The 21,928-nt window shown below is 62.9% G+C and carries 24 protein-coding genes; 16 read left to right on the top strand and 8 right to left on the bottom strand.

Annotated features, from left to right (window positions below; genetic code table 11):
• Position 1: 1 nt before the first annotated feature.
• The 6 genes from M2333_RS05800 to M2333_RS05775 all read right to left on the bottom strand — a co-directional run bounded on the left by M2333_RS05800 (position 2) and on the right by M2333_RS05775 (position 3,505).
• Entirely contained in the window at positions 2-703 is a 702-nt protein-coding gene (locus M2333_RS05800; RefSeq protein ID WP_264611139.1) for a 2OG-Fe dioxygenase family protein, read from the bottom strand.
• Positions 704-857: 154 nt separating this feature from the next.
• On the bottom strand, positions 858-1,340 hold the full coding sequence (locus tag M2333_RS05795; RefSeq protein WP_264611138.1) for a DUF421 domain-containing protein: 483 nt from the start codon (positions 1,338-1,340) through the stop codon (positions 858-860).
• Positions 1,340-1,852 (bottom strand): hypothetical protein, encoded by a 513-nt coding sequence (locus M2333_RS05790; protein WP_264611137.1) that lies wholly within the window; start codon positions 1,850-1,852, stop codon positions 1,340-1,342. Before M2333_RS05790 ends, M2333_RS05795 begins: the two co-directional genes overlap by 1 nt.
• A gap of 8 nt (positions 1,853-1,860) precedes the next feature.
• The gene (locus tag M2333_RS05785; RefSeq protein WP_264611136.1) at positions 1,861-2,346 is read right to left on the bottom strand and encodes a CinA family protein; all 486 of its coding nucleotides are present in this window, start codon (positions 2,344-2,346) and stop codon (positions 1,861-1,863) included.
• 236 nt (positions 2,347-2,582) lie between these two features.
• Positions 2,583-2,768, bottom strand: coding sequence for a hypothetical protein (locus M2333_RS05780; RefSeq protein WP_264611135.1), 186 nt, complete (start codon positions 2,766-2,768; stop codon positions 2,583-2,585).
• Positions 2,765-3,505, bottom strand: coding sequence for a Crp/Fnr family transcriptional regulator (locus tag M2333_RS05775; protein ID WP_264578810.1), 741 nt, complete (start codon positions 3,503-3,505; stop codon positions 2,765-2,767). The genes M2333_RS05780 and M2333_RS05775 overlap by 4 nt, the downstream gene beginning before the upstream one ends.
• Positions 3,506-3,771: 266 nt before the next feature.
• Between M2333_RS05775 and M2333_RS05770 the strand changes: the two genes are divergently transcribed.
• The 10 genes from M2333_RS05770 (at position 3,772) to M2333_RS05725 (ending at position 11,747) form a co-directional block, all read left to right on the top strand.
• Positions 3,772-5,859, top strand: coding sequence for a catalase (locus M2333_RS05770; RefSeq protein WP_319801320.1), 2,088 nt, complete (start codon positions 3,772-3,774; stop codon positions 5,857-5,859).
• 24 nt (positions 5,860-5,883) lie between these two features.
• On the top strand, positions 5,884-6,426 hold the full coding sequence (locus M2333_RS05765) for a hemerythrin domain-containing protein (protein WP_264575866.1): 543 nt from the start codon (positions 5,884-5,886) through the stop codon (positions 6,424-6,426).
• Positions 6,427-6,480: 54 nt separating this feature from the next.
• Positions 6,481-7,056 carry an SRPBCC family protein gene (locus M2333_RS05760; RefSeq protein ID WP_264572740.1) on the top strand — a complete coding sequence of 192 codons (576 nt, stop codon included), beginning with the start codon at positions 6,481-6,483 and terminating at the stop codon, positions 7,054-7,056.
• Complete coding sequence (locus M2333_RS05755; protein WP_264611134.1) at positions 7,056-8,246, top strand: zinc-dependent alcohol dehydrogenase; 1,191 nt, start codon at positions 7,056-7,058, stop codon at positions 8,244-8,246. Before M2333_RS05760 ends, M2333_RS05755 begins: the two co-directional genes overlap by 1 nt.
• Before the next feature lie 104 nt (positions 8,247-8,350).
• On the top strand, positions 8,351-8,863 hold the full coding sequence (locus M2333_RS05750; RefSeq protein ID WP_264611133.1) for a DUF4142 domain-containing protein: 513 nt from the start codon (positions 8,351-8,353) through the stop codon (positions 8,861-8,863).
• A gap of 11 nt (positions 8,864-8,874) precedes the next feature.
• Positions 8,875-9,657 carry an SDR family NAD(P)-dependent oxidoreductase gene (locus M2333_RS05745; RefSeq protein ID WP_264587146.1) on the top strand — a complete coding sequence of 261 codons (783 nt, stop codon included), beginning with the start codon at positions 8,875-8,877 and terminating at the stop codon, positions 9,655-9,657.
• A gap of 3 nt (positions 9,658-9,660) precedes the next feature.
• Positions 9,661-9,969 carry a DUF3175 domain-containing protein gene (locus tag M2333_RS05740; protein ID WP_264611132.1) on the top strand — a complete coding sequence of 103 codons (309 nt, stop codon included), beginning with the start codon at positions 9,661-9,663 and terminating at the stop codon, positions 9,967-9,969.
• Positions 9,962-10,174 carry a hypothetical protein gene (locus M2333_RS05735; RefSeq protein WP_264611131.1) on the top strand — a complete coding sequence of 71 codons (213 nt, stop codon included), beginning with the start codon at positions 9,962-9,964 and terminating at the stop codon, positions 10,172-10,174. The genes M2333_RS05740 and M2333_RS05735 overlap by 8 nt, the downstream gene beginning before the upstream one ends.
• 225 nt (positions 10,175-10,399) lie before the next feature.
• Positions 10,400-11,038, top strand: coding sequence for a type B chloramphenicol O-acetyltransferase (catB, locus tag M2333_RS05730; protein ID WP_264611130.1), 639 nt, complete (start codon positions 10,400-10,402; stop codon positions 11,036-11,038).
• A gap of 106 nt (positions 11,039-11,144) precedes the next feature.
• Positions 11,145-11,747 carry a DNA-3-methyladenine glycosylase I gene (locus tag M2333_RS05725; protein WP_319801297.1) on the top strand — a complete coding sequence of 201 codons (603 nt, stop codon included), beginning with the start codon at positions 11,145-11,147 and terminating at the stop codon, positions 11,745-11,747.
• A 20-nt stretch (positions 11,748-11,767) separates the two neighbouring features.
• Here the strand turns inward: M2333_RS05725 and M2333_RS05720 are convergent, their stop codons facing one another.
• Positions 11,768-12,643: a TauD/TfdA dioxygenase family protein gene (locus M2333_RS05720; RefSeq protein WP_264611129.1), complete on the bottom strand. Its 876-nt coding sequence runs from the start codon at positions 12,641-12,643 to the stop codon at positions 11,768-11,770.
• A gap of 335 nt (positions 12,644-12,978) precedes the next feature.
• On the opposite strand from M2333_RS05720, the gene M2333_RS05715 reads away from it, so the two are divergent.
• From M2333_RS05715 to M2333_RS05695, 5 genes are all read left to right on the top strand, one after another.
• Positions 12,979-15,975 carry a TonB-dependent receptor plug domain-containing protein gene (locus M2333_RS05715; RefSeq protein WP_264611128.1) on the top strand — a complete coding sequence of 999 codons (2,997 nt, stop codon included), beginning with the start codon at positions 12,979-12,981 and terminating at the stop codon, positions 15,973-15,975.
• A gap of 92 nt (positions 15,976-16,067) precedes the next feature.
• Entirely contained in the window at positions 16,068-16,994 is a 927-nt protein-coding gene (locus tag M2333_RS05710; protein WP_264611127.1) for a nuclear transport factor 2 family protein, read from the top strand.
• A 24-nt stretch (positions 16,995-17,018) separates the two neighbouring features.
• The gene (locus tag M2333_RS05705; protein WP_264611126.1) at positions 17,019-18,428 is read left to right on the top strand and encodes an MFS transporter; all 1,410 of its coding nucleotides are present in this window, start codon (positions 17,019-17,021) and stop codon (positions 18,426-18,428) included.
• 133 nt (positions 18,429-18,561) lie between these two features.
• On the top strand, positions 18,562-19,281 hold the full coding sequence (locus M2333_RS05700) for an alpha/beta hydrolase (protein WP_264611125.1): 720 nt from the start codon (positions 18,562-18,564) through the stop codon (positions 19,279-19,281).
• A 162-nt stretch (positions 19,282-19,443) separates the two neighbouring features.
• Positions 19,444-20,253 (top strand): CmcJ/NvfI family oxidoreductase, encoded by an 810-nt coding sequence (locus tag M2333_RS05695; RefSeq protein ID WP_264611124.1) that lies wholly within the window; start codon positions 19,444-19,446, stop codon positions 20,251-20,253.
• A 44-nt stretch (positions 20,254-20,297) separates the two neighbouring features.
• On the opposite strand, the gene M2333_RS05690 is transcribed toward M2333_RS05695, so the two are convergent.
• A complete protein-coding gene (locus tag M2333_RS05690) occupies positions 20,298-20,609 on the bottom strand; it encodes a hypothetical protein (protein WP_181559580.1) in 312 nt (103 codons plus the stop codon).
• An 84-nt stretch (positions 20,610-20,693) separates the two neighbouring features.
• Here M2333_RS05690 and M2333_RS05685 point away from each other — a divergent pair, with 84 nt between their 5' ends.
• A complete protein-coding gene (locus tag M2333_RS05685; protein ID WP_264611123.1) occupies positions 20,694-21,893 on the top strand; it encodes an LLM class flavin-dependent oxidoreductase in 1,200 nt (399 codons plus the stop codon).
• Positions 21,894-21,928 lie beyond the last annotated feature (35 nt).

Below are 21,928 nucleotides of genomic sequence, written 5' to 3'. Positions count from 1 at the left end.
CTCAGCGCCCCGCGGCGTTCGCGAAGGTCAGGACCAGCGTATCCCGCCAGGCCGGCAGATCCCCGGCTTCCGACTGAATCGGCGTGGTTCCGTGGCGCACCTGTCCGTCATCGAGGAGCAGCGCTTCGCCGGCGTGCGCGAGCCGGTGTTCGAGCAGGCACGCGCCCGAAACAGTTTCGACGCGGGTCTCACCGCCGGAATAATTGCTGCCGCCGACCAGCAGGATCAACACCCAATCGCGCCCATCCTGATGCATCCCCTCAGGGGTCGGAAGGCCGGGGAGGTCGGGCAGGGCCTCAATGCGAAACTGATGGGCCTCGACCATCCATGCGTGCTGTTCGCAACCGCTGGCCTGCGAAATGTGCGCCGCAGTATTCCGCATCAGATCGCGCAATAGCGCGCTCTCGGCCTGTTCGTCCGCCACTGGTGCAAACCAGCGTTCGACGCCGCCATTCAAGGGATTGTGATCGCGATCCTGATAATGCGCGCGGTGCGGCAGGCGCGCGCAGGCGTCGCCATCGATCTCAAAGGCAGCGTAGCGGCGGCGGCGATAGGTTCCGCCATCGGCCATCCACATGTCGCGGGGCAGGTCATCCCAGCTCTGCGCGAACGAGCGCCATTCGGGCCGGGTAGGGAGCGCCAAGTCGCCGGGCTGCAGCAGCAGCGCTGTGGAACGAGTCAGGGTCTCGGTGCGTGGCCTCATCGCGTGAGACCGGCGTTGTCGCGAATGCGCATGATTGAACCAATACATTAGTTCGTTTGGTCGGCGGACCTGCTGATACAATGACACCGGCCTGTGGGCAACCCTGCCGCGTTCGCTCAGCTGGAAAGATTGGCCGCGCGTTCAGTGGAGCCGGTCAGACGGCCTTGTCATCATCTTCCTGCTTGGCCGGCCCGTTATCCTTCTTCGCGATGAAGCTCATTTTGCCATTGGGTTCGAGGATGGCCCAGGCGACCTCGGATATGTTGGCGATACCCGCCAGCCGCATCTCGATTTCAACCTCGGCCCGGGTCACGCGATCACGGCGCATATTGGGGGTAATCAGTTCCCCATCCTTGATCAGCACGCGCGGCACGCCTTCCAGCAGCCGCTCGGCGCGCGGGGAAAGATAGGTGATCCAGCTCAGCGCCAGCGCCCAGAAGGCGATGGTGCCGATGGCGAGGGCGGCGCCGGTCATGCTGAGATCATTATGAGTGATGCCCTGCTGGACGAGATCGCCCATCACCACCAGCAGCACTAGTTCGAACGGCGTGACTTGACTGAGCTCGCGTTTGCCCAGCAGCCGGAGCAGCATGTACATGATGAAGAACATCACGCTGGCGCGCAGGATGATATCCATCAGGGCAAGACCTTGATGTGGACGGGCAGGGCAGCGAGTTCGCGCTCCCCGTCTAGGGCGGCGATCTTGCCGCGCGTGCCGGCGAACAGCGGCGGGTTGATCTGCCCGTCGATCTTGAAGCGGAAGGTCTCGCCGGGCTTCGCCTCGCCGAACGAGAACTGGCGAGAACCGTCTTTATAGCGTTCCTCGCTTGCGGCCGGGATCATCGTGTTGATCGTCATCTCCCGCCAGAGGTCATCCGACACGGCAATCACCAGCTCACCGACCGGTTTGCGCGGCGTCACCTCGACGATGGTCTCAAAAACCATGCCGTTGCGCAGCGTTTCCGGCGTTTGCACGACGAGGGTGATGCGGTCGTTCGAGGTTTTGCGCACGACAGGGGCCTGCCCTGCAAACAGGCCGGTCAGGCCGGCGCCCAAGATCATCGTGAGCAGGACCAGTGGCCAGGGATTGGCCCGCCGGCTGTTGCTCTCATGCTCCTGCGTGATGCCATCGGGTGCCGGTGTCGCCATGGGCGGCCTCACGCGGCCCGCTGCGGATCGGCGACCACCTCGGCGAGCATCTCGCTCAACACGGCAAGGGCAACGCGCAGGCATTCGATCCTGGTCGCGCCGCGCCCGATGTCGCCGAAGTGATGGACGCTGTGGCGCGTCTCCGCCCCATGCGCGGCGCACGCGAAATGGACCAGCCCCGGCTCATCGTCGGAGGCGCCGGGTCCGGCAAAGCCGGTGATCGCAATCGCCAGTCGCGCCTTGGAACGGCGCAAGGCCCCTTCAGCCATCGCGCGCGCGACGGGTTCGCTCACCGCGCCGCAATCCTCGACAAGCTTATGGCTGAGCCCGAGCAGATCGCATTTGGCATCCTCGCTGTAGACCACGAAGCCCCGGTCAAAGGCGCTGCTGGTGCCCTCGATATCGGTCAGCAGCGATGCGAGCAGGCCGCCGGTGCAACTTTCTGCGGTGGCGATCCCGATCTCCGCCTGACTGGCGGTTTCGAGCACAGCCATGGCTGCCGCAATGATGTCATCGGGTAGTGCCGGGGATAGGGTCTCGGCATCTAAAGATTCTGAGGGTTTCTCCTGCGGAAACATCATCTTTCGACCTGTCGTCCTCATCGCTGGAGAGAAACTTCCATCCGGTCGACATCGTTCCCTGCGCCGGGATCTCCGCGAGAAGTTAACCGGCGGTCTCCGCGTCCCGTGACCGCCCAGTCCAAACTTGCGTGGCATCTGAGATCGCGCAGTTATTTGGTCTTCTGATGCCTTTGCGCTTCCTCGCCGGCTTCGATCAGGCTCTCGCCCGTGGCGAGGGCTGCATCCGCCGTCATGGTGACGGCGATCCCGCCCGGACCCTCGAGGATGACATGATCCTCCTCGGCCGTGGCGACGCCGGGTTCGGCATAAGGCTCGATTGGGGAGTGGACAGTCATGCTGGTCCTCCTTGCTGGATATCTGCGCAGGGGGCGAGATACAGATAATCTGATGAAAAATTGCCCCGGCGGGCCAGACCGGCATAATCGTTGATCTGGACCAGCGAAGCGTGCCTCTCGCACAGTCCGGCTTCTCTTAATTGGCGGAGCACCCGATTGGTGTGAACGGTGGTCAGGCCGCAAATCTCGGCAATGTCGCCCTGCGTCAGGGTCAGCACGAAGCGATGTCCGTCCGATAATCCCACCGCATACAGGCGGGCATTCATCTCGCACAGGAAATGGGCGACACGCCCGACCGCGTCGAGCCGGCCCACCCGGAACAACCAGGCACGATGAAGGGCAGCATCGATGAGCGTCGAGAACCACAACTTGCGCGCCAGATCGGGCCGGGGGTCGAGTACTTCCCTCAAGGCTTTGTGCGGCACGATGGCGATGCTCGCGGTCGTGAGCGTGCCGATGGCATGGTCCAGCTCTCGCATGGGATAGGCATGGAGATCGACGAATTCGCCCGGCACATGGATGGCGACGAGTTGCCGCAAGCCTTTGCGATCATCGATGTAGCGCGACATGATCCCTTCGACCAGGAAGCTGCTGACATCCACAATCTGACCCGCTTCGACAATCGTCGTGCGGGGCTCAAAGGTGCGAACCTCGAGAATCGTGTCTTCGAGCGCGGCTCGTTCTTCCGGCGTCAGGGCAACGCCGCGGCGGTTTGCAAGGAGGCGATCCATCAACATCGAGTGGCTAACGGATAAGCCGCGCTGGCGATCCAGCCCCGATCGGCTTTCACTATGATCAATGTTAATTCTTAGCCTTAACAGGCAACTGTCATCCGGACGGCGTGTTGGTGAAGCACGAGACGAACTCGTTCACATCCCAGCAATGACAAGGAACCGCGATGGCGAAACAGGCAACGCGTGCGGCGAAAGGCCGTGCGCCGATGAAATCCGATCAGCAGCGGTCATCGGCAAACAGCTCTTCTGCAGATGCCGCCTTTGAGGACATGCCTGTTTTTGAAGGACCGATGGGCGAGGGTGGCGAGACGCGGCAGACCGCTGGCGGTGATGTCGCGACGCTGACGACCGCGCAGGGCGTTCCCGTTTCCGATGACCAGAACAGCCTCAAGCAGGGCGCGCGCGGCCCCGCGCTGCTGGAAGACTTCCATTTTCGCGAGAAGATGTTCCACTTTGATCATGAGCGTATCCCCGAGCGCGTGGTTCATGCGCGCGGTTATGGCGCCCATGGCTTTTTCGAGCTCACCGACAGCCTGTCCGACATTACCCGTGCCGATCTCTTCCAGCGGGTAGGCGAGCGGACCGAGGCCTTTGTGCGCTTCTCGACCGTGGCGGGGTCCAAGGGCTCATTCGATCTCGCGCGCGACGTGCGCGGCTTTGCGGTGAAGCTCTACACCAAGGAGGGCAATTGGGACCTCGTTGGCAATAATATCCCGGTCTTCTTCATCCAGGACGCGATGAAGTTTCCCGACCTGATCCATGCCGCCAAGCCCGAGCCGGATCGCGCCTTTCCGCAGGCCCAGACGGCGCATGACAATTTCTGGGACTTCATCAGCCTGACGCCGGAATCGATGCACATGGTCATGTGGATCATGTCCGACCGGACGATCCCGCGCTCCTTCCGCTTCATGGAAGGGTTTGGCGTCCATACCTTCCGGCTGGTCGATGCAGAAGGAAAGTCGACATTCGTCAAGTTCCACTGGAAGCCCAAGCTGGGCCTTCAGTCGGTGGCCTGGAACGAGGCGGTCAAGATCAACGGCGCCGACCCCGACTTCCACCGGCGGGACCTCTGGGCCGCCATTGAAGCCGGCGATTTTCCTGAATGGGAACTGGGCCTCCAGCTTTTCGATCAGGAATTCGCCGACAGCTTCGATTTCGATGTGCTCGATGCCACCAAGATCATTCCCGAGGAACTGGTGCCGATCCGTGTCGTGGGTCGTCTGGTGCTCGATCGCCTGGTCGATAACTTCTTCGCCGAGACCGAGCAGGTCGCCTTCTGCACCCAGAATGTCGTGCCGGGCATCGACTTCAGCAACGATCCGCTGCTGCAGGGGCGCAATTTCTCCTATCTGGATACGCAGCTCAAGCGCCTCGGCTCGCCCAATTTCACGCATTTGCCGATCAACGCCCCGCGCTGCCCGTTCGCGCATTTCCAGCAGGATGGGCATATGGCGATGCGCAATCCCGTTGGTCGCGCCAATTATGAGCCCAATAGCTGGGGCGCGGAAATCGGCGGTCCGCGTGAGGATCCGCAGCGCGGGTTCAAGAGCTATGCGGAGGCGGCCGACGGCGACAAGCTGCGCATCCGCCCGGAAAGTTTTGCCGATCATTATAGCCAGGCCACGCAGTTCTATGCGAGCCAGACTTTGATCGAGCAAAAGCATATCGGCGATGCGCTGGTGTTTGAGCTCTCGCGCGTTGAGCGCCCGGACATCCGCTCACGGATGGTTTCGCATCTGCTGAACATCGATGCGGACCTCGCGGCAACCGTCGCAGACGGGCTGGGGCTTGCCATGCCGCAGGCGGCGACCGCAGCGGTCCAGCCGCGGACCGACCTGGCCCCATCCGACGCGTTGAGCATCATCAAGCGCGGGCCGCAGAGCTTTGCCGGCCGAAAGCTGGGCCTGCTGGTGACGGACGGCGCCGACGCGACGCTCGTCCAGGCGATCATCAATGCGGTCGATGAAGCCGGTGCGATGATCGAGTTCATTGCCCCCAAGATCGGCGGGGTCACCTTGTCGGACGGTAAGATCCTTGGCGCCCACTACAAGGTGGATGGCGGGCCTTCGGTCCTGTTCGATGCCGTCGCGGTCGTCGCCTCGGCCGAGGGCGGGCAGTTGCTCGCGCTCGATGCCACGGCGAAGGACTTCGTGACGGACGCTTTTGCCCACTGCAAGTTCATGGGCCTGAGCAAGGAAGCAGAGCCGCTGCTGACCAAGGCCGGTCTGATGCCCGACCTCGATGAAGGCTGCTTCGCCCTCAAGAGCAAATCCGATGCGACGGCATTCGTCGCGGCGCTGGCGCCGCTGCGGTTCTGGGCACGCGAGCCGCTCGTCGATCTCGATGCCGTTGCCTGAGTTCCTTCGAAACGGAGATTAATCATGTCCATTATCGATAAGGTCATCGCCGCTGTCACCCCGCCCGAAAGCGAGGAGGCGCGGGCCGAGGCCCGGGCCAAGGCCGAGGAGCTTGCGACGCGCGGCAGCTGGCTTGCGCATATTCTCGATCATCATCGGCAGATCGAGGCTCTGTTCGCAGCCGTGAAGGCCGCCACCACGGCCGAGACGCGTCGCGATGCGCAGGAGCGGTTGGCGCTGCTCCTCACGGGCCATTCCATCGCGGAGGAAGCGGCGATCTATCCCGCGCTGGCCGCGGACAAGCAGGTCGGCCATGCCGAGCTTGCCTATCAGGAACAATCCGCCGCCAAGATGGAGATGGGTCTGCTGGAACGGCTGGACCCGATGAGCCAGGATTATCTCGACAAGCTCGAGCATATCCGCGGCGCAGTCGCCCATCACATCTATTCCGAGGAGGGAACCTGGTTCCCCAAGCTGATGGAGGACGTCTCGTCCAGCGAGCAGGCGATGATCACCCGCCGCTATTCTGAGGAGTTCGTCCGATATGTGGGCAACGGTCCCAGCTGAGACGCGTTGACTGATCATACGCTCACTGAGCCAACCCGCGATAGGAGAAGTAGAATGCCCGATGCGCGCGACGACGCACCGCTGACGACCTCCAAAGATCGCCACGCGGTCGATGAGGCCGCGGCGACCCTGGTCGAACCCAAAGGCGACAGTCTGGTCGGCCGCTCCGTGACGATCAATCGCCCCCGTGCGGAGCTATACGCTTATTGGCGCGACTTCACCCGGCTGCCGACCTTCATGGACAATGTCGTGCGGGTCGACATGATCGATGATGTGACCAGCCATTGGGTGGTGAAGGCGCCCGGCGGCCGGACCGTCGAGTGGGATGCAGTGATCACCGAAGAGCAGCCCGACGCGTTCATCGCATGGGCCTCGACCGAGGGTGCCGACGTGCCGAACAGCGGTCGCATCGATTTTCGCGATGCAGGCGCGCGCGGCACCGTGGTCACGGCGACGATCCTCTACGATCCGCCCGCAGGGTTCATCGGCAAGGTCATCGCCAAGATGTTTCAGCGCGAGCCGGCCATTCAGGCCCGGCGCGACCTGCGGCGCTTCAAGCAACTCATGGAAACCGGCGAGATCGCCACGTCGGCGTGGACGCACAAGCAACTGGAAGAGGAGACGGCCTGATGCGCGCGCTCACCTGGCACGGCAAGCATGATGTCCGCGTGGACACCGTGGACGATCCCGAAATCATCAATCCGCGCGATGCGATCATCAAGGTCACATCCACCGCGATCTGCGGCTCGGACCTGCACCTTTACGATGGCTACATTCCCACGATGAAGTCCGGCGACATTCTTGGCCATGAGTTCATGGGTGAGGTGGTCGAGACCGGCCCCGGCTCGACGCTCCAAAAAGGGCAGCGGGTGGTGGTGCCGTTCACCATCGCCTGCGGGAGTTGCTACCATTGCGGCAAGCACCAATATTCCGCTTGCGACAATTCCAACCCGGCCGACAATCAGGAAATCGCCCAGACGCTCTACGGTCAGCCAATGAGCGCGCTGTTCGGCTATAGCCACATGACGGGCGGCTATGCCGGCGGGCAGGCGGAATATGTTCGCGTGCCGTTCAGCGACGTTGGCCCGATCGTCATTCCCGACGGGATCGACGACGACAAGGTGCTGTTCCTGTCCGACATTCTGCCGACAGGCTGGCAGGCCGCCGAGTTCGCGCAGATCGAGCCCGGCGATACGGTCGCTGTCTGGGGATGCGGGCCGGTCGGACTATTCTGCGTGCAGGCAGCCTTCCTGATGGGCGCGGAGCGGGTGATCGCCATCGATCATTTCCCCCGCCGCCTTGAGCTGGCGGCAAAGTTTGGCGCAGAAACCATCAACTTCGAGGAGAGCAAGACCTACGAGGTGCTGATGGAGATGACCGGCGGCATTGGCCCCGACGCCTGTATCGACGCGGTCGGCCTGGAGGCGCACGGTCTTTTCGCCGACAATGTCTGGGACCAGATCAAGGTCTCCACCTTTACAGGCACCGACCGCACCCATTCGATCCGCCAGGCGATCATTGCCTGCCGCAAGGGTGGCCGCGTGTCGATGCCGGCGGTCTATGGCGGCTTCGTCGACAAGTTTCCGCTCGGCGCCTTCATGGAGAAGGGGCTGACGCTCAAAACCGGTCAGACCCATGTGCAGCATTATCTGCCGGGCCTGTTGAATGCGATCATGGAGGGGAAGATCGATACCACCTTCCTCATCAGCCACCGCATGCCGCTGAGCGAAGCCCCGCAGGGCTACAAGATGTTCCACGATCACCAGAACGAAGTGACCAAGGTGGTGCTGAAACCGGGGCTCGACCGGGTCGCCGCATGACTCATGCAAGGAGACGGATGATGAAACTCTATTTTGCGATACCGTTGGCGGCCTGTGTATTGGCTGGGTGCAGCCAGGGCGGCGCACCGGCGAATGATACAGCCATGACCAACAACGACATGGCCATGACGGGCAATGCCACGAACATGTCCGTGGGCACGCCGCCGCCGGGCGAGATGTCCGCCACGCCCACCGACGCGACGGGCTATCTGGCCAAGGCAGGCGCCGGCGACCTGTTCGAAATCGAATCGTCCCGCGCCATCCTCGCGAAGAATCCGGACAAACCGGTTGCCGATTTCGCAAACATGATGGTCGATGCGCACGGGCAATCCACCGCCAAGCTCAAGGCAGCGGCTGAGAAGGCTGGCCTGACCGTCACGCCGCCGGCGCTCGACGCCAACCAGCAAGCCAAGCTGGATGCCATCAAGGCTGCAGAGGGCACTGCCGCCACCACGGCTTATCTGACGGCCCAACGCGAAGCCCATGCAGCGGCGCTTGCGCTCCATCAGGGTTACGCCGCCAACGGCGACACGCCGGCGCTCAAGGCTGCTGCGGGCGAGATCGCTCCGGTCGTCCAGAAGCATATCGACATGCTGGCAAAGATGCCGGGCGCATAAGGAGGCATGGGATGGGCGAGAAATTCGCAATCGTCACGGGCGCGTCTACCGGCATCGGTTTCGAACTCGCCCATCTCATCGCGCAGGATGGCTATGACCTGCTCGTCGTCGCTGACGAGCCGCTGATCGACGCGGCCGCGCAGGACTTCAGGCGCCATGGCGGCGACGTGCGATCGCTGGAGGCCGATCTCTCAACGCTGGAAGGGGTGGACCGGCTTCTGGCCGCAGCGGAAGGCCGGAGGATCGACGTGCTTTGCGCCAATGCCGGGGTCGGCACGGGCGGACCCTTTCTGGAGCAGGATGTCGCCATGTGGCGACGGTCTGTCGACACCAATGTCACCGGCACCGTCTATCTTCTGCAGAAGGTGCTGGCCGACATGGTCGCGCGCAATGACGGCAAGATTCTCGTCACCGGCTCCATCGCCGGCTACATCCCGGGCACCTTCAATGCCGTGTACAACGCGACCAAGGCGTTCATAGACAATTTCACCGAAGCGCTGCGCAACGAGATTAAGGAGGCCGAGGGCGTTACCCTCACCACATTGATGCCCGGCCCCACGGACACCGAGTTCTTCGAGCGTGCCGGTCTGCTGGATACGCAGGTCGGCCAGCAGGACAAGGCCGATCCCGCCAAAGTCGCGCGCGATGGCTGGAAGGCGCTGCTGGATGGCAAGGGGCATATCGTCTCAGGCCTCTCCAACAAGCTGCAGGTCGCCGCCGCGGGCGTCGTCCCGCAGGCCATTCTCGCCGAGCAACACCGCAAGCTGGCCGAGCCCGGCAGCGGGAAGGACTGAGCCATGGCCGACAAGAAATGGTCTCAGGATGTGACCGAACATTCGGACGCGCTCGATCTGGATGAGGGCGTCTTCAAACGGGACGATCCGGCGAAGATCGCAGCCTCGCTCAAGCGCTCGGCGGAGCATAGCAAGCGACGCAAGGGCACCGCGCTTCAGTCCGCGATGAGCATGCTCACCTTTTACATCAACCGCGCCGGCGGCAATCTCGGCAAGGACCAACGTCAGATCCTCGAGAAAGCCAAGGATGAGCTGCGTGAGGCTTTTGGCAAGGAGCCAAAGACCGCTGGGAAGGAGAAGGCCCATGGATAAGGATCGCGAAGCGGAGGCCAATTCTCCCAAGGACAAGGGCGAGAAGGGCAATCCAACCGAGATGCCCCATGGCCCCATGGGCGACGCCCGGCCGGACGCTGTCGAGAATGACAATCGCACCGGCGGTGGTCAGTCTCAGGAAAAGGTAGAAGACCGCCCCATGGTCGGCTCGGTCAAGCCAGAGGATTATCCCGAGCAGCAATAGTCTGTTGCGGGAGGGCGGATAGATCGCCCACTTGGCATTCTGAAGCATTTGCGCCATCATCGCGGGATGAAGATCGCACCGTGTACCATCTGCATCGTGCTTCCGCGCCATTGACGTGAAAAGCTGAAGGCGGGCGATCCAGTGATTGCCCGCGCACGTTGTCTTGCGCCAGCGGCCGTCTCAGGCCCTCGAAACTGGCGATCAAATCTTCAGGCCAGACCAACCATGCACAATATATTTGAAAGCCCCTTCAAGGGCATCACGCTCGATCGTCTTGTTGCGCACCCGAACATCCGCGCGGGACGCTACAGCTATTATTCCGGCTATTATCATGGCCATGGTTTCCGCGATTGCGCCCGCTACCTGTTGCCCGATGACGGCGCGGACAAGCTCATCATCGGCTCGTTCTGCTCTATCGGATCAGGCGCGTCCTTCATCATGGCGGGCAATCAGGGCCATCGCAGCGACTGGATCAGCACCTTCCCCTTCTTCTGGATGCCGGACGTGCCGGCATTTGCCGGTGCGGACAATGGCTATCGGCCGGCAGGCGATACGGTCATCGGTCATGACGTGTGGATCGGGTCGGAAGCGGTGATCCTGCCCGGCATCACCATCGGGCATGGCGCGATCATCGGCACGCGCAGCCTGGTGACCAAGGATGTCGCCCCCTATGCCATCGTCGGCGGCAACCCCGCCAAGCTGATCCGGCAACGCTTCGCCGCAGCGGACGTCGCCCGCCTGCTTGAGCTGTGCTGGTGGGACTGGAGCGATGACGACTTGCAACGCGCCATGCCCATCCTGACCAGCGGCGATATCCCGGCTCTCTACGAACATTGGCGCACCAACATCGCTGCCGACAGATAAGGGAGAAGCCTCGAGCCGGCGCTGGCGTCAGGGACGGCGGCAGGCTAGATCACAGCTTGCCGGTGCCTTGGCGCCGCGCTGTCCGCTCGGATGATGGGGAAGGAACATGGCGGGGCTTTTTGCGGCATCCGATGGCGTGGCCCGTTGCGGCTGGTGCGCAGCGTCGGAGGATTACATCGCCTATCATGACGATGAATGGGGCTATCCCGTGTCCGACGATCGGCGGCTGTTCGAGAAGCTGAGCCTTGAAGGCTTCCAGTCGGGGCTAAGCTGGCGCACGATCCTGACCAAGCGCGAGAATTTTCGGGCCGCGTTTCACGGCTTCGATTTTCATCGCGTCGCGGCGTTCGATGAAAGCGACGTCGAGCGCCTGCTGCAGGATGCCGGCATCGTGCGTCACCGCGGCAAGATCGAGGCGGTCATCAACAACGCGCAGCGCGTGCAGGATCTCGTGCGCGAAAGCGGCTCCTTCGCAGCCTATGTCTGGAGCTTCGAACCCCGAGACGAGGTTCCGCATCTCGCCTCAACGTCGCCTGCGTCCATCGCCATGTCGAAGGACCTCAAGAAGCGCGGCTGGAAGTTCGTTGGCCCGACCACGGTCCATGCCTTCATGCAGGCTATGGGGCTGATCAACGACCATGCCCAAGGCTGCGCGATCCGGGAGCGGGTCGCCAAGGCTTACGCCGGGTTCCAACCCCCGCAGGGCTGAGCGGCCGTGCGGGCGGGCGATCAATCCGGCGCGCGCCTGTTGGCCTCGATCGCCGAGACCTCCGGACCATATTCGTTGATCGTAGCGCGGCGCATGTCACGCTTGTAGCGATAGCGCTCGAATGACGTCGCGCTGTGCATCGTGCAGCGATTGTCCCACACGACCATGTCGCCCGGCCGCCACTTATGCGCGTAGACATAGCGCTCCTGCGTGGCGAAGCGGTAGAGCTCGTCCAGGAAGGTGCGGGCCTCGCCTTCCGGCCACCCTTCGATGCCCACGCCGTGCCAGCCCATGTACAGCGCCTTACGCCCGCTGGCCGAGGTGCGAACCAGCGGATGAGCCATGCGCGGATAATTTTTGCGCATCTCCTCGTCCTCGAACTTGACGCCGTTCAGCTGCAGCGCGCGGAAGAGGTCGTGGTCGACCTTGAGGTCGGCGACCTTTGCCTTCATGTCCTCCGGCAGATCGTCATAGACGGCACGGGTGTCGATGAACTCCGTATCGGCACCCTCCGGCGGCGTCACATAGGCCAGCAACATCGACCATTTCGTGGGCCAGGAATTGAACGGGCTGTCGGTGTGGAACAGCTCGAAATCGGCCGGCTGGGCGCCATCCGGCTTGGGCTGGATGATCTCGCCGTCGGCAGTGAGATTGCTGATGTCGTAAAGCCCCGGCGCGATCCGGTTGCGCCCCGGCGGCGCGAGTTCCAGCGGGCCGAAAGACCGGGCGAAGGCGATATGATCCTCGTCCGACAGGCTGGCATTGCGGATCACGCAGACGGCATATTGCGCCATCGCCGCCTCGAAGAACTCGACGGTCTCGGGCGAGAGGGGGCCGGAGGTGTCCAGATCGGTGATCTCGCCCACGAACCGGGGGTGCAGTTGGTTGATCTTCATCGCTCCGCTCATTCCTCATCCCACTCTTTTCTCAGCCCGGCGCGTGCAGGTGCTGCCTGCGCGCGAAGCCATTCTTCCTCGATCTGACATCAGCGCTGGCCCTCAAAATAGTGTGTTCTTTTGCAGCGGCCACTTCATGCCAGTCGCCAGGCTGCTTTCATGATGCTTTGGGACCGCAACCAATTCACAGCACTATTTTCGTCCCGCGTGCTTAGCCCAAAGGCAGGTGGACAAGAGAGGATGTCATCGACCGGACCTCGTCTGCGACACGCGAGCAATGCGGCGCAGTACCGGATCGTGCATCCCGAAACAGCCGCAAGGCCGGGAGGGTGAACATGACTGCAGGCCATCGTCTTTCATTCACGTCGCGCGCGCAATGCGCGCTTCTGCTGCTCAGCAGCGCCTCGATGCTGGGGCTGGCCCAGCCGGCCAGCGCGCAAGCCGGCTCGGCAAGCGCCGATGTCGGAGCGCAGGACAGCAATGGCGATAATGAACGCGCAATCATCGTCACCGGCACCCGCATCGGCGGCGAAGCACCGGTCGGCACGGCGCTCGTTCAGTTGGGCAGGGAGGAGATTAGGGCCACAGGCCTCTCCAGCACCGCCGACATTCTCGGCACGGTGCCCTCCATCCTGCGGCTGGGCGGCGGCGACAATTATGCCGGTGGACAGGCGCAGCAGGCGAACACGATCAACTCCTTCAACTTCAACAAATCGCCCAACGTGCGCGGTCTGGGCGTGGGCGCAACGCTCAGCCTCGTGAACGGGCACCGCGTGCCGTATGAAGGCGGCAACATGAACTCGTTCGACGGGGATAATTACCCCGCGCAGATGATCCAGCGGATCGACGTGGTGCAGGACGGCGGCTCGGCCCTCTACGGCGCGGACGCGATCGCGGGGACGGTCAACTATATCCTGCGACGGCCGGAGGACACGCTTGAAGTCCACGGCGGCTATCGCAAGAATGACGGTCAGGATGGCTGGTATGTGACCGGCATCGGCGGGGTGCGCTGGGGCGAGGGCAGCGTGGGTGAGGGCGGCATTATCCTCTCCTACCAGCACTCCTATCAGACCGCCTTCGCGGCCTCGGCACGCCCGGATCTCTATAATGACGATCTCTCGCCTTATGGCGGGGCGCCCTCATCGCTTTACTCGGCGCCGGGCAATGTCGTCATCAACGGCATCTATTACGGCATCCCGGCGGGTCAGGACGGGTCGAAGCTGACTCTCGCAGATCTCAAATCCACGCCCAACTATTTCAATACCTGGAGTGGCATCGAGGTTATTCCGCAGGTTGAGGCAGACCGCTTTGCGATGAACTTCGAGCAGAATGTTACCGATTGGCTCCGTGTGTTCGCGGACGCGCTCTATGTACGGCGCGACTTCACCATTAACGGTCCCAACTCGTCGACCAGCAACCGCGTCACCAATCTTGGCCAGTTGCCGCGCATTCCCAACAGCAATCCGTTCAGCCCGTGCAACCCCAGCCATTATGCGGGCGGCGTCGTCACCGGTCCCGCCAACCTTCTCGCCGCCTGCGCGACGGGCGCGCTCTCTGTGGCCTACAGCACCGTCTACGACATCGGGTCGCCACGCCGCTTCGGCAAAACCGAAACCTGGACCTATGGCGGCGGTGTCGACATCAAGCTGCCCTATGACTGGTCGGTAACCCTGTCGGCCTTCGCCGGCACGCATGATGCGCCGTCGACCACCACACAGACGGGCGGCGCACCGGCGCCGGTCTTCGCGACGTTCAACTTCTTCTGCGACCCCACCGCCTTCCCGTGCACCGATCAGGCGACGGCAGATTCCATCAATGCGCGCGGCACTTCGCTCATCAACCGCACCAAATATGACATGCAGGTCTATTCGGCGACTGCCGACGGCCCGCTCTTCTCCCTGCCGGCCGGGCAGGTGAAGCTAGCCGTGGGCGTCGAACGCTATGAAGGCTCGCTGCTCAACGAGAATAATTTCGGCGGCAACAACTTCAATCCCCGCAGCGTCTCTTCGGTGTTCGGCGAATTGTTCGTGCCGGTCGTGAGCCCGGATGCGGAAAGCGGCCTCATCTACAAGCTCGAGCTCAATGGCTCGATTCGCTACGATGATTATAGCGACGCCGGCACCACGACCAATCCGCGTCTGGGCTTCAACTTCTGGCCGACGCGCGGCCTCAAGATCTTCGGCAGCTGGGGCACGTCCTTCCGGGCGCCGGGCCTTGCCGATAATGATCCCTTCTCGCAGACAGGCGTCATCCCGCTGGTGACGGCGGGCAACCAGCTCTCGCCGGCGATCTGCGCGGCGTGTCAGGGCGTGCCGATGGGCGCGATCTATCAGTCGATCGGCGGCGCCAATCGCGATCTCGCACCCGAGACCTCCGAGACCTATGCCATCGGCGTCGACTGGACACCACCGTCGCTGCCGGGCCTCACCATGTCCGCCAAATATTGGTGGCTGAGCTATGAGGGCCAGATCACCACGCCGGCCTTCAACGTCGGCAGCGTGCCGGCGATCAACCAGCAGATCTACAACTCGCAGATCATCTACAACCCGGCCTATTTCCCGACACTGGCCGCGAACAACCCGACTGCCTTCTTTGGCGATTTCCCGACGATCAATCAGGCAAACCCGTCCTGCGCCGCAGCCTTCGGGAAGAATGTGACCACGCAGGCGCTCTACGATGCGATGATCAGCTGCTACAACACCGGCGGGGAGCGGGGCGGTCTGTTCGGTCCGCCGACGGCTCCGGGCAATGTGTTCGCGCTGGTGAGCGGGCGCCGGATCAACGCAGGCAAGACGGTCGGCCGGGGCATCGACTTCAACATCGATTATGCCTTCGATAGCAGCATGGGCCGGTTCAACCTCGGTGCGGTTGCCTCCTACACGATGAGCTGGAAGGTGTCCCCTTTGCCCGGCGCTGACCTCGTGCAGGAAGTGAACCAGCTCGGCTTTCCGCTCACCTTCCAGGCGCGCGGCCAGCTTGGTTGGCGGCGCGATATCGGCATGGGCGATCTGTTCGCCAGCACCTTCATCAACTTCCGCAATTCCTATGAGATCGATCAGGCACAACTGCCGGTCGGCGTCGACCCGTCCTATGCCAAGATTGGCTCCTATACGACCTTCGACCTGACCATCGGCTTCGACACCGGGGATCGGGGCGGCTCATGGCTGACGGACAATTTCAGCATCGTCCTCAGCATGCAGAACGTCTTCGATAAGGACCCGCCGCTGGTCGTCAATCAGGCGGGCCTTGCCGGCAGCGCGATCCGCTTCGACCCGACTTATGGCAGTGCGCTGGGCCGTGTGATGCAGATCCAGGTCGGCAAACGCTTTTGACGCGGGGTTCGCTGGGCGGGGTGGCGGCATGCATGCTGCTTGCGGCATGCACGGCCTCCTCGGGCGACGGGTCACCATCGCTCGCACCGCCCGTGGCTGCCGCGAGGGAGGGAAGCGTCGTGCCGGTCATGGGTCACCCTGCGCCACTGTCTCTGCTGGAGGACAAGGACCCGCGCCTGGCCCGGAACAAACGCCTGGCGTTCGACATGTGGCGCAGCATCGTCAATGCCGGCCATGTCGAGCTGGCCGACGATTTGCTGACAGAAGACTATATCCAGCATAGCCCTGTGCTGCCGAGCGGGCGCGCGGCCTTCAAGCAGATTTTCTCGGCCGTCCCACGGCGCGACATCCCGGCGCTGGTCTCCCCGCCGCTCGTTACCATGGTTGCAGAGGGCGATCTGGTGGTGATGGCCTTGCAGGAAGAGCTGCGCGAGCCGGAGGGGGCCGGGCGCTATACCAGCACGCACTTCAACCTGTTCCGGGTGGAAGGGGATCGTCTGGCCGAGCATTGGCACTCGGTCGAAGCCCCGCCCGGACCAGATCTGCCTTCGCCGGAGGAGGGTGGTCCGCAGCCGGTGACGGGCGCGACTGGGCCGGCCCAACAAGCGCGGCTCCAATCGGACGATCCCGCACTGGCAGCCAACAAGCGGCTCGTGTTCGATGCCTGGCGCCATCTGGTCGATGCGGGTGGCGCGGCCGCCGCTAAGAAATATCTGGCCGGCGACTTCATCGAACATGATCCACGCGCCACGCACGGCGCGCCCGCGATCATCGCCGCAGCCAAGGGTCGCACTGCGGTACCGCTTGCGCAGGCCATGCAGGCCACACTGGTCGCCATGGTCGCGCAGGGCGATCTCGTGATCGTCGTCACCGGCCATGAGCATCCGCATCCGAGCCGGGCAGGGGCCAGCTACACGACAACCCAGTTCAACATGTTCCGCATCGAGAAGGGGCGCCTTGCGGAGCATTGGACCGGCGCGATGAAGCCGGGAACCGTGCCCGGCCCCTATACCGATTGATGACATGCTGCGTGGAGAGACAATTTGACTGACATCGCCGCCGCGCAGCCTGATCCGGATCGCGCCGCCAGCCCCGTTTATCGCCCCCATTATTCGGACGAAGCCTGGCCCGCCGCGCGTCAGGCCTATCATGTCGCTTGGGTGCTGGCCGCCGTGCAGATGTGCGCCCAGCTCAATAACGGCGTCATGACGCTGCTGGTGGAGCCCATCAAGCGCGACCTGCAATTGACCGATATGGAGATGAGCTATCTGCTCGGCTTCTCGGTCAGTCTCTTCTACGTGCTGATCGGCATTCCCGCCGCTCGACTGGTGGACCGGCATAATCGCAAGCATCTGCTCGCGGTATCCGTTTTCCTGTGGAGCCTCGCCAGCGCGGCGTGCGGCCTTGCCCAGAATTTCTGGCAGTTCTTCGCGGCACGCTTTGGCATCGGCGCCGGTGAATCGATCAGCGGCCCGCTCTCCTATTCGCTGATGGCCGACTATTTTCCGCCGGAAAAGCTCCCCCGCGCCATCGCGATCTACAATGTCGGCTTTCAGGGTGGCACGGCGCTCTCGCTGCTGCTTGGCGCGGTGATGATCCACCTGCTCTCCGGGATGCCCCCCATTCACCTGCCCCTGCTCGGCGCCGTGCGCGAGTGGCAGGTCGTGTGGGTGGTGACCGGCCTCATGGGCATCCCGATCCTGCTGCTGGTCGCCACGATCATTGAGCCCAAGCGCCGCGGGTTCAGCGCGGCTGCGGTCGTGGGGATGCAACCGCGCAAGGTCGGCCTGCGCGAGACCTTGCGCTATCTGCTTGCCCATTGGCGGCTCTACGGGCCGATGTTCCTGGGCCTTTGCTTCACGGCCATGCACATGTTCGGCACGGCGGCCTGGAGCGCGGCCTTTTATGCGCGAACCTACGGATGGGCGCCGGCCAGCACGGGCCTCTACACCGGGCTGCTCAGCCTCGCCCTGGCGGTTCCGGCCCTGTTCGGCGCGGTCTGGCTCAACGATCATTTCCGCAATCGCGGCCATGCCGATGCGAACATGCGGGTGCTGGCCATCGGCTTTACTGCATCGGCGCCCTTCATGATCGCCGCGCCACTCATGCCCAGTCCCTGGCTGGCGCTCGGAATGGGCGGCATTGGCACGGCCCTGATGCTGATGGCGGCGCCATCACTCAACTCGGCCTTGCAGGTGGTTACGCCCAACGAGATTCGGGGGCAGATCACCGCGCTCTATCTGTTCACCATGACGGCGGTGGGCGGCGGGCTCGGGCCGACCTACTTCGCCTTCCTCACCCAATATGTGTGGGGGGACGAGGCGCTGTTGCGATATGCCATCGCCACCTCTGCGGCGATTTCTTTCCCGCTGGCGGCGATCACCTATTGGGCAGGGGTGAAGCCCTATCGCCGGCGCATCCTTGAGATGCGGGCCGATGGCGCGCCACTCTGAACCGCCCACCGCATCTGCCTATTGTCGCCACTATTTTCGCGCCCGGCACAGCGGCACTCGCTGGGAAAATCAACGGCATGCCTCTTGCGTGAGGCGACGCCGGCCAAGCTGACACATATCGAGGGAGAGAATGATGGCGGACAAGCGTGGAACGATCGTGATCGTGCATGGCGCATGGGTTGGCGGGTGGCGCTGGCGCAAGGTGGCCGATCTGCTGCGCGATCGTGGCCATTATGTGTTCACGCCCACGCTGACCGGGCTGGGTGAGCGCGCCCACCTCAGCAGCCCCGACGTCAATCTGGCGATGCATGCGCAGGATATCGCCAATGTCATCCGCTATGAGGAACTGGAGAATGTGCTGCTGGTCGGCCACTCCTATGGCGGCATGCCGATCTCGCAGGCGACCGAACTGATCCCCGAGGGGGTGATCCAGTCGATCCTCTATATGGACGCTTTCATGCCGGAGAACGGCCAGTCGCTGAACGATCTGGTGCCCGGCGAGCCGCACCTCCCGCCCGAGGAGGGGGATTATCTCGTGCCGCCGCCCCGGCTGCTGCTGCAGGGCTTCAATGCGCATATGGATCCTGCGTCCCGCGCGTCTTACGAGGATCGGCGCACGGCGCAGTCCGTCTACTGTTTCTCGCAAAAGGCGGAGCTGACCGGTGCCCGCGACCGCATCCCGCAAAAGACCTATGTGATCGCCACCGGCTACAAGAACGATACGTTCGCCCCCGTGGCCGAACGGTTGCGCGCCCAGCCGGACTGGCGCGTGGAGGAAATGCCCTTCACCCATGATCTCCAGCACGTTGCCGTGACCGAATCTGCCGACATGATCGAATCCGCGCTGCCCTGAGGCCACTCGGCTCGGCTCAGCCTTGCAATGTAGGCACTATTTTCAAGCCGGCCGATCCGCACACTGGCGCGAAATGAACGAAAGGCGGCCGCAGCGGCATCGCCAGATCGGACGGATAGCCCGTCGACTGCGATGACCCGGCCGTCATGAGGAGAGAGAATCGTGAACAATCAGGCTGCCGCCGTCGCCTCGTGCCCGACCTCGGTCGAGAGCTTCATTCGGTATTCGGAGCGCGCGGCCGATGGGGGCTGGATCGAGAAGAACGGCTCCTATTCCTTCTCGATGGAAGACCATGACGTGACCGTGCACAACGCCCGGCTCGCGGACATCTCGTTCGATGCGCAGGGCTTCACCCTGGTGAAGCACGCCACAGATGTCGATTTCACCGACAAGGATGATTTCGAGCGCCGCTATTATCCCGAGGTGGCACGTCTGGTGAAGGATCTGACCGGCGCCAGCGAAGTCTTCGCCTTCATGGGCATTTTGCGCGGTGGCGAGGATGCCAAGGGCGGCGGCCCGGCGCTGAGTGCCCATGTGGATTTCAACGGGCCCGCGCTGCAGCAGTGGATCGCGCGGCTCGCGCCCGATCGGGCCGAGGAACTGGCGGCCAAGCGCCTCGTCAACATCAATGTCTGGCGTGGCACCAAACCGGTCGAGAATTATCCGCTGGCGGTCTGCGACAGCCGCAGCGTCGAGAAGCGCGACTTCTTGAGCGTATCGCTGGGCAAACCCGAGGGTGGCTTCCGCCAGGGCATGCCAGCCGGCCTCAACATGGCCTACAATCCCCGGCATCATTGGTATTATTATCCGGATATGCAGCCCGATGAGGCGCTGATCTTCCGTCTGTACGATACCGGTAATCCCGATTGGCAGATGACCGGCCATACCGCCTTCGAGGATCCGACCAGCCTGCCGGGTTCCCCGCGCCGGGAGAGCTTCGAGGTCAGGACCATCGCGGTGTTCGACGCATGATGGCGCAGCGCTCTCCTGTCCGCTCCGCCATCCTGCGCGCCGGATCAGCCCGAGGCTGCGCCGGCCGGCGCGCCGATGCGGAAATGGCCTTCCTCCAGCCGGGTCAGCTTCGCCTGTCCGCTCTGCTGCCAGGGGTCCTTCGCCAGTCGATCGAGCACTTCTTCGCGGCTGTCCGCCAGAAACACGAACAGCACATCCTCGGACTCGGCCAGCAGGCCCGCCATGGCGATGAAGCCCTCCTTTTCGAGCGCGCCCATATAGCCGGCGTGGTCCGCAAAGCCGGGCTGCTCATGCGCTTCCTTGCTGGGGTCCCAAAGGTCTGTTCGCTCGACCAGAGCAACGAAGGTCTTTTTCATAAGAACGCCTTTCAAGATTTTCAGACTGCATTAGTATAAGTTCAGTCTAACAATATATTCAAGCGTTACGTTGGAGAATAAATCATGAAGGTCTTTGTATTCGACTGGACCGCTTATCAAGAGAATGTTGATAAGTATCGCGAGGATGGTGTTCTTCCGCGCTTGGGTGCAAGTCATTTTGATCCAAAGGCCGCCGCAAAGACTTACAAGAACCATCTTGAAGCATGGGCGGAGATGGACAAGCAGGGTTTTGATGGCATCGCGATCAATGAACATCATGGCACGCCCTTCGGTCTGGGCAATTCGCCCAATCTGATGGCGGCAGCGCTGTCGCAGGTGACTGAGCGCCTGAAGATTCTGGTCTACGCCAATCTGCTGCCCATCCACGAGCCGCTGCGTCTGGCTGAAGAAATCGCCATGCTCGATTGCATGAGCAACGGACGGCTGATCTGTGGCGTGGGTCGCGGCGCGCCCCGCGAATACAAGATCTTCAACGTACCCATGGGTGAATCGCGCGGCCGGTTCAACGAGGGCTTCGAGGTGATGCGCCGCGCCTGGACGCAGGATAGCTTCTCGTTCGATGGGGAGTTCTACAAGTTCGAAGACGTCTCCCTGTGGCCGCGCACCTTCCAGCAACCCCATCCGCCGATCTGGGTGCCGCTCACCGGGTCGAAGGAGTCCATCGAATGGGCGGCCGAGCATGATGCGACCATCACGCCGGGGATCTTCCGTGGGTCCATGCGCGAGGATACCATCCGCTATTTCGCCGAATGCCAGGCCCGCCATGGGCGCGAGGTCCAGTCGGACAAGATCAGCATAATGGTCGACTGCTATGTGGCCGATTCCAAGGAGCAGGCCATCGAGGAATATGGCAGCCACCTGATGTATCTGTTCAACACGCTGCTGCGCTACGATCAGGTCTGGCAGTCGGATGTGCGCAAGACGAAATATTATAGCTCCACCGCGTTCGAACATCTGCGCGAGGGCGCGAAAGGCACGCTGGCCGAGGATGACACGGTGTTCAACGAGTGGACGATGGACACGGTCCGTGACGCAGCCCAGCACATGCCGATCGGCACCGCCGACGAGATCGTCGCGCGCATCATTGACGAGTGCAACGATGCCGGCGCCAACAATGTGCTGCTGGTCTGCAACCGCGGCGACATGCCCCACGACATGTACATGAATCAGGTGCGCCGTATCGGCAAGGAGGTCTTGCCACGCCTGCAGGCGCACAATGTCACCTTCGTTCCCCATGCCGAGCGGCAGCAGGCAGCGGAATAGCAGTCGGTCAAAAATAAAGTAGAACCGTCGGACGA

Source organism: Sphingobium sp. B11D3B (assembly GCF_025961735.1).
In the GTDB taxonomy this organism is placed as follows: domain Bacteria; phylum Pseudomonadota; class Alphaproteobacteria; order Sphingomonadales; family Sphingomonadaceae; genus Sphingobium.
This window is presented reverse-complemented; position numbering and strand designations above follow the sequence as displayed.

What these genes read in the sequence shown, in the direction of transcription:
- M2333_RS05740 (WP_264611132.1), top strand. Translation starts at nt 9,661, where the DNA reads ATGGCCGACAAGAAATGGTCTCAGGATGTGACCGAACATTCGGACGCG.
- M2333_RS05770 (WP_319801320.1), top strand. Translation starts at nt 3,772, where the DNA reads ATGCCTGTTTTTGAAGGACCGATGGGCGAGGGTGGCGAGACGCGGCAG.
- M2333_RS05785 (WP_264611136.1), bottom strand. Translation starts at nt 2,346, where the DNA reads ATGGCTGTGCTCGAAACCGCCAGTCAGGCGGAGATCGGGATCGCCACC.
- M2333_RS05720 (WP_264611129.1), bottom strand. Translation starts at nt 12,643, where the DNA reads ATGAAGATCAACCAACTGCACCCCCGGTTCGTGGGCGAGATCACCGAT.
- M2333_RS05750 (WP_264611133.1), top strand. Translation starts at nt 8,351, where the DNA reads ATGACCAACAACGACATGGCCATGACGGGCAATGCCACGAACATGTCC.
- M2333_RS05725 (WP_319801297.1), top strand. Translation starts at nt 11,145, where the DNA reads ATGGCGGGGCTTTTTGCGGCATCCGATGGCGTGGCCCGTTGCGGCTGG.
- M2333_RS05715 (WP_264611128.1), top strand. Translation starts at nt 12,979, where the DNA reads ATGACTGCAGGCCATCGTCTTTCATTCACGTCGCGCGCGCAATGCGCG.
- M2333_RS05755 (WP_264611134.1), top strand. Translation starts at nt 7,056, where the DNA reads ATGCGCGCGCTCACCTGGCACGGCAAGCATGATGTCCGCGTGGACACC.
- M2333_RS05745 (WP_264587146.1), top strand. Translation starts at nt 8,875, where the DNA reads ATGGGCGAGAAATTCGCAATCGTCACGGGCGCGTCTACCGGCATCGGT.
- M2333_RS05780 (WP_264611135.1), bottom strand. Translation starts at nt 2,768, where the DNA reads ATGACTGTCCACTCCCCAATCGAGCCTTATGCCGAACCCGGCGTCGCC.
- M2333_RS05760 (WP_264572740.1), top strand. Translation starts at nt 6,481, where the DNA reads ATGCCCGATGCGCGCGACGACGCACCGCTGACGACCTCCAAAGATCGC.
- M2333_RS05735 (WP_264611131.1), top strand. Translation starts at nt 9,962, where the DNA reads ATGGATAAGGATCGCGAAGCGGAGGCCAATTCTCCCAAGGACAAGGGC.
- catB (WP_264611130.1), top strand. Translation starts at nt 10,400, where the DNA reads ATGCACAATATATTTGAAAGCCCCTTCAAGGGCATCACGCTCGATCGT.
- M2333_RS05765 (WP_264575866.1), top strand. Translation starts at nt 5,884, where the DNA reads ATGTCCATTATCGATAAGGTCATCGCCGCTGTCACCCCGCCCGAAAGC.
- M2333_RS05800 (WP_264611139.1), bottom strand. Translation starts at nt 703, where the DNA reads ATGAGGCCACGCACCGAGACCCTGACTCGTTCCACAGCGCTGCTGCTG.
- M2333_RS05700 (WP_264611125.1), top strand. Translation starts at nt 18,562, where the DNA reads ATGGCGGACAAGCGTGGAACGATCGTGATCGTGCATGGCGCATGGGTT.
- M2333_RS05795 (WP_264611138.1), bottom strand. Translation starts at nt 1,340, where the DNA reads ATGGATATCATCCTGCGCGCCAGCGTGATGTTCTTCATCATGTACATG.
- M2333_RS05775 (WP_264578810.1), bottom strand. Translation starts at nt 3,505, where the DNA reads ATGTTGATGGATCGCCTCCTTGCAAACCGCCGCGGCGTTGCCCTGACG.
- M2333_RS05790 (WP_264611137.1), bottom strand. Translation starts at nt 1,852, where the DNA reads ATGGCGACACCGGCACCCGATGGCATCACGCAGGAGCATGAGAGCAAC.
- M2333_RS05685 (WP_264611123.1), top strand. Translation starts at nt 20,694, where the DNA reads ATGAAGGTCTTTGTATTCGACTGGACCGCTTATCAAGAGAATGTTGAT.
- M2333_RS05690 (WP_181559580.1), bottom strand. Translation starts at nt 20,609, where the DNA reads ATGAAAAAGACCTTCGTTGCTCTGGTCGAGCGAACAGACCTTTGGGAC.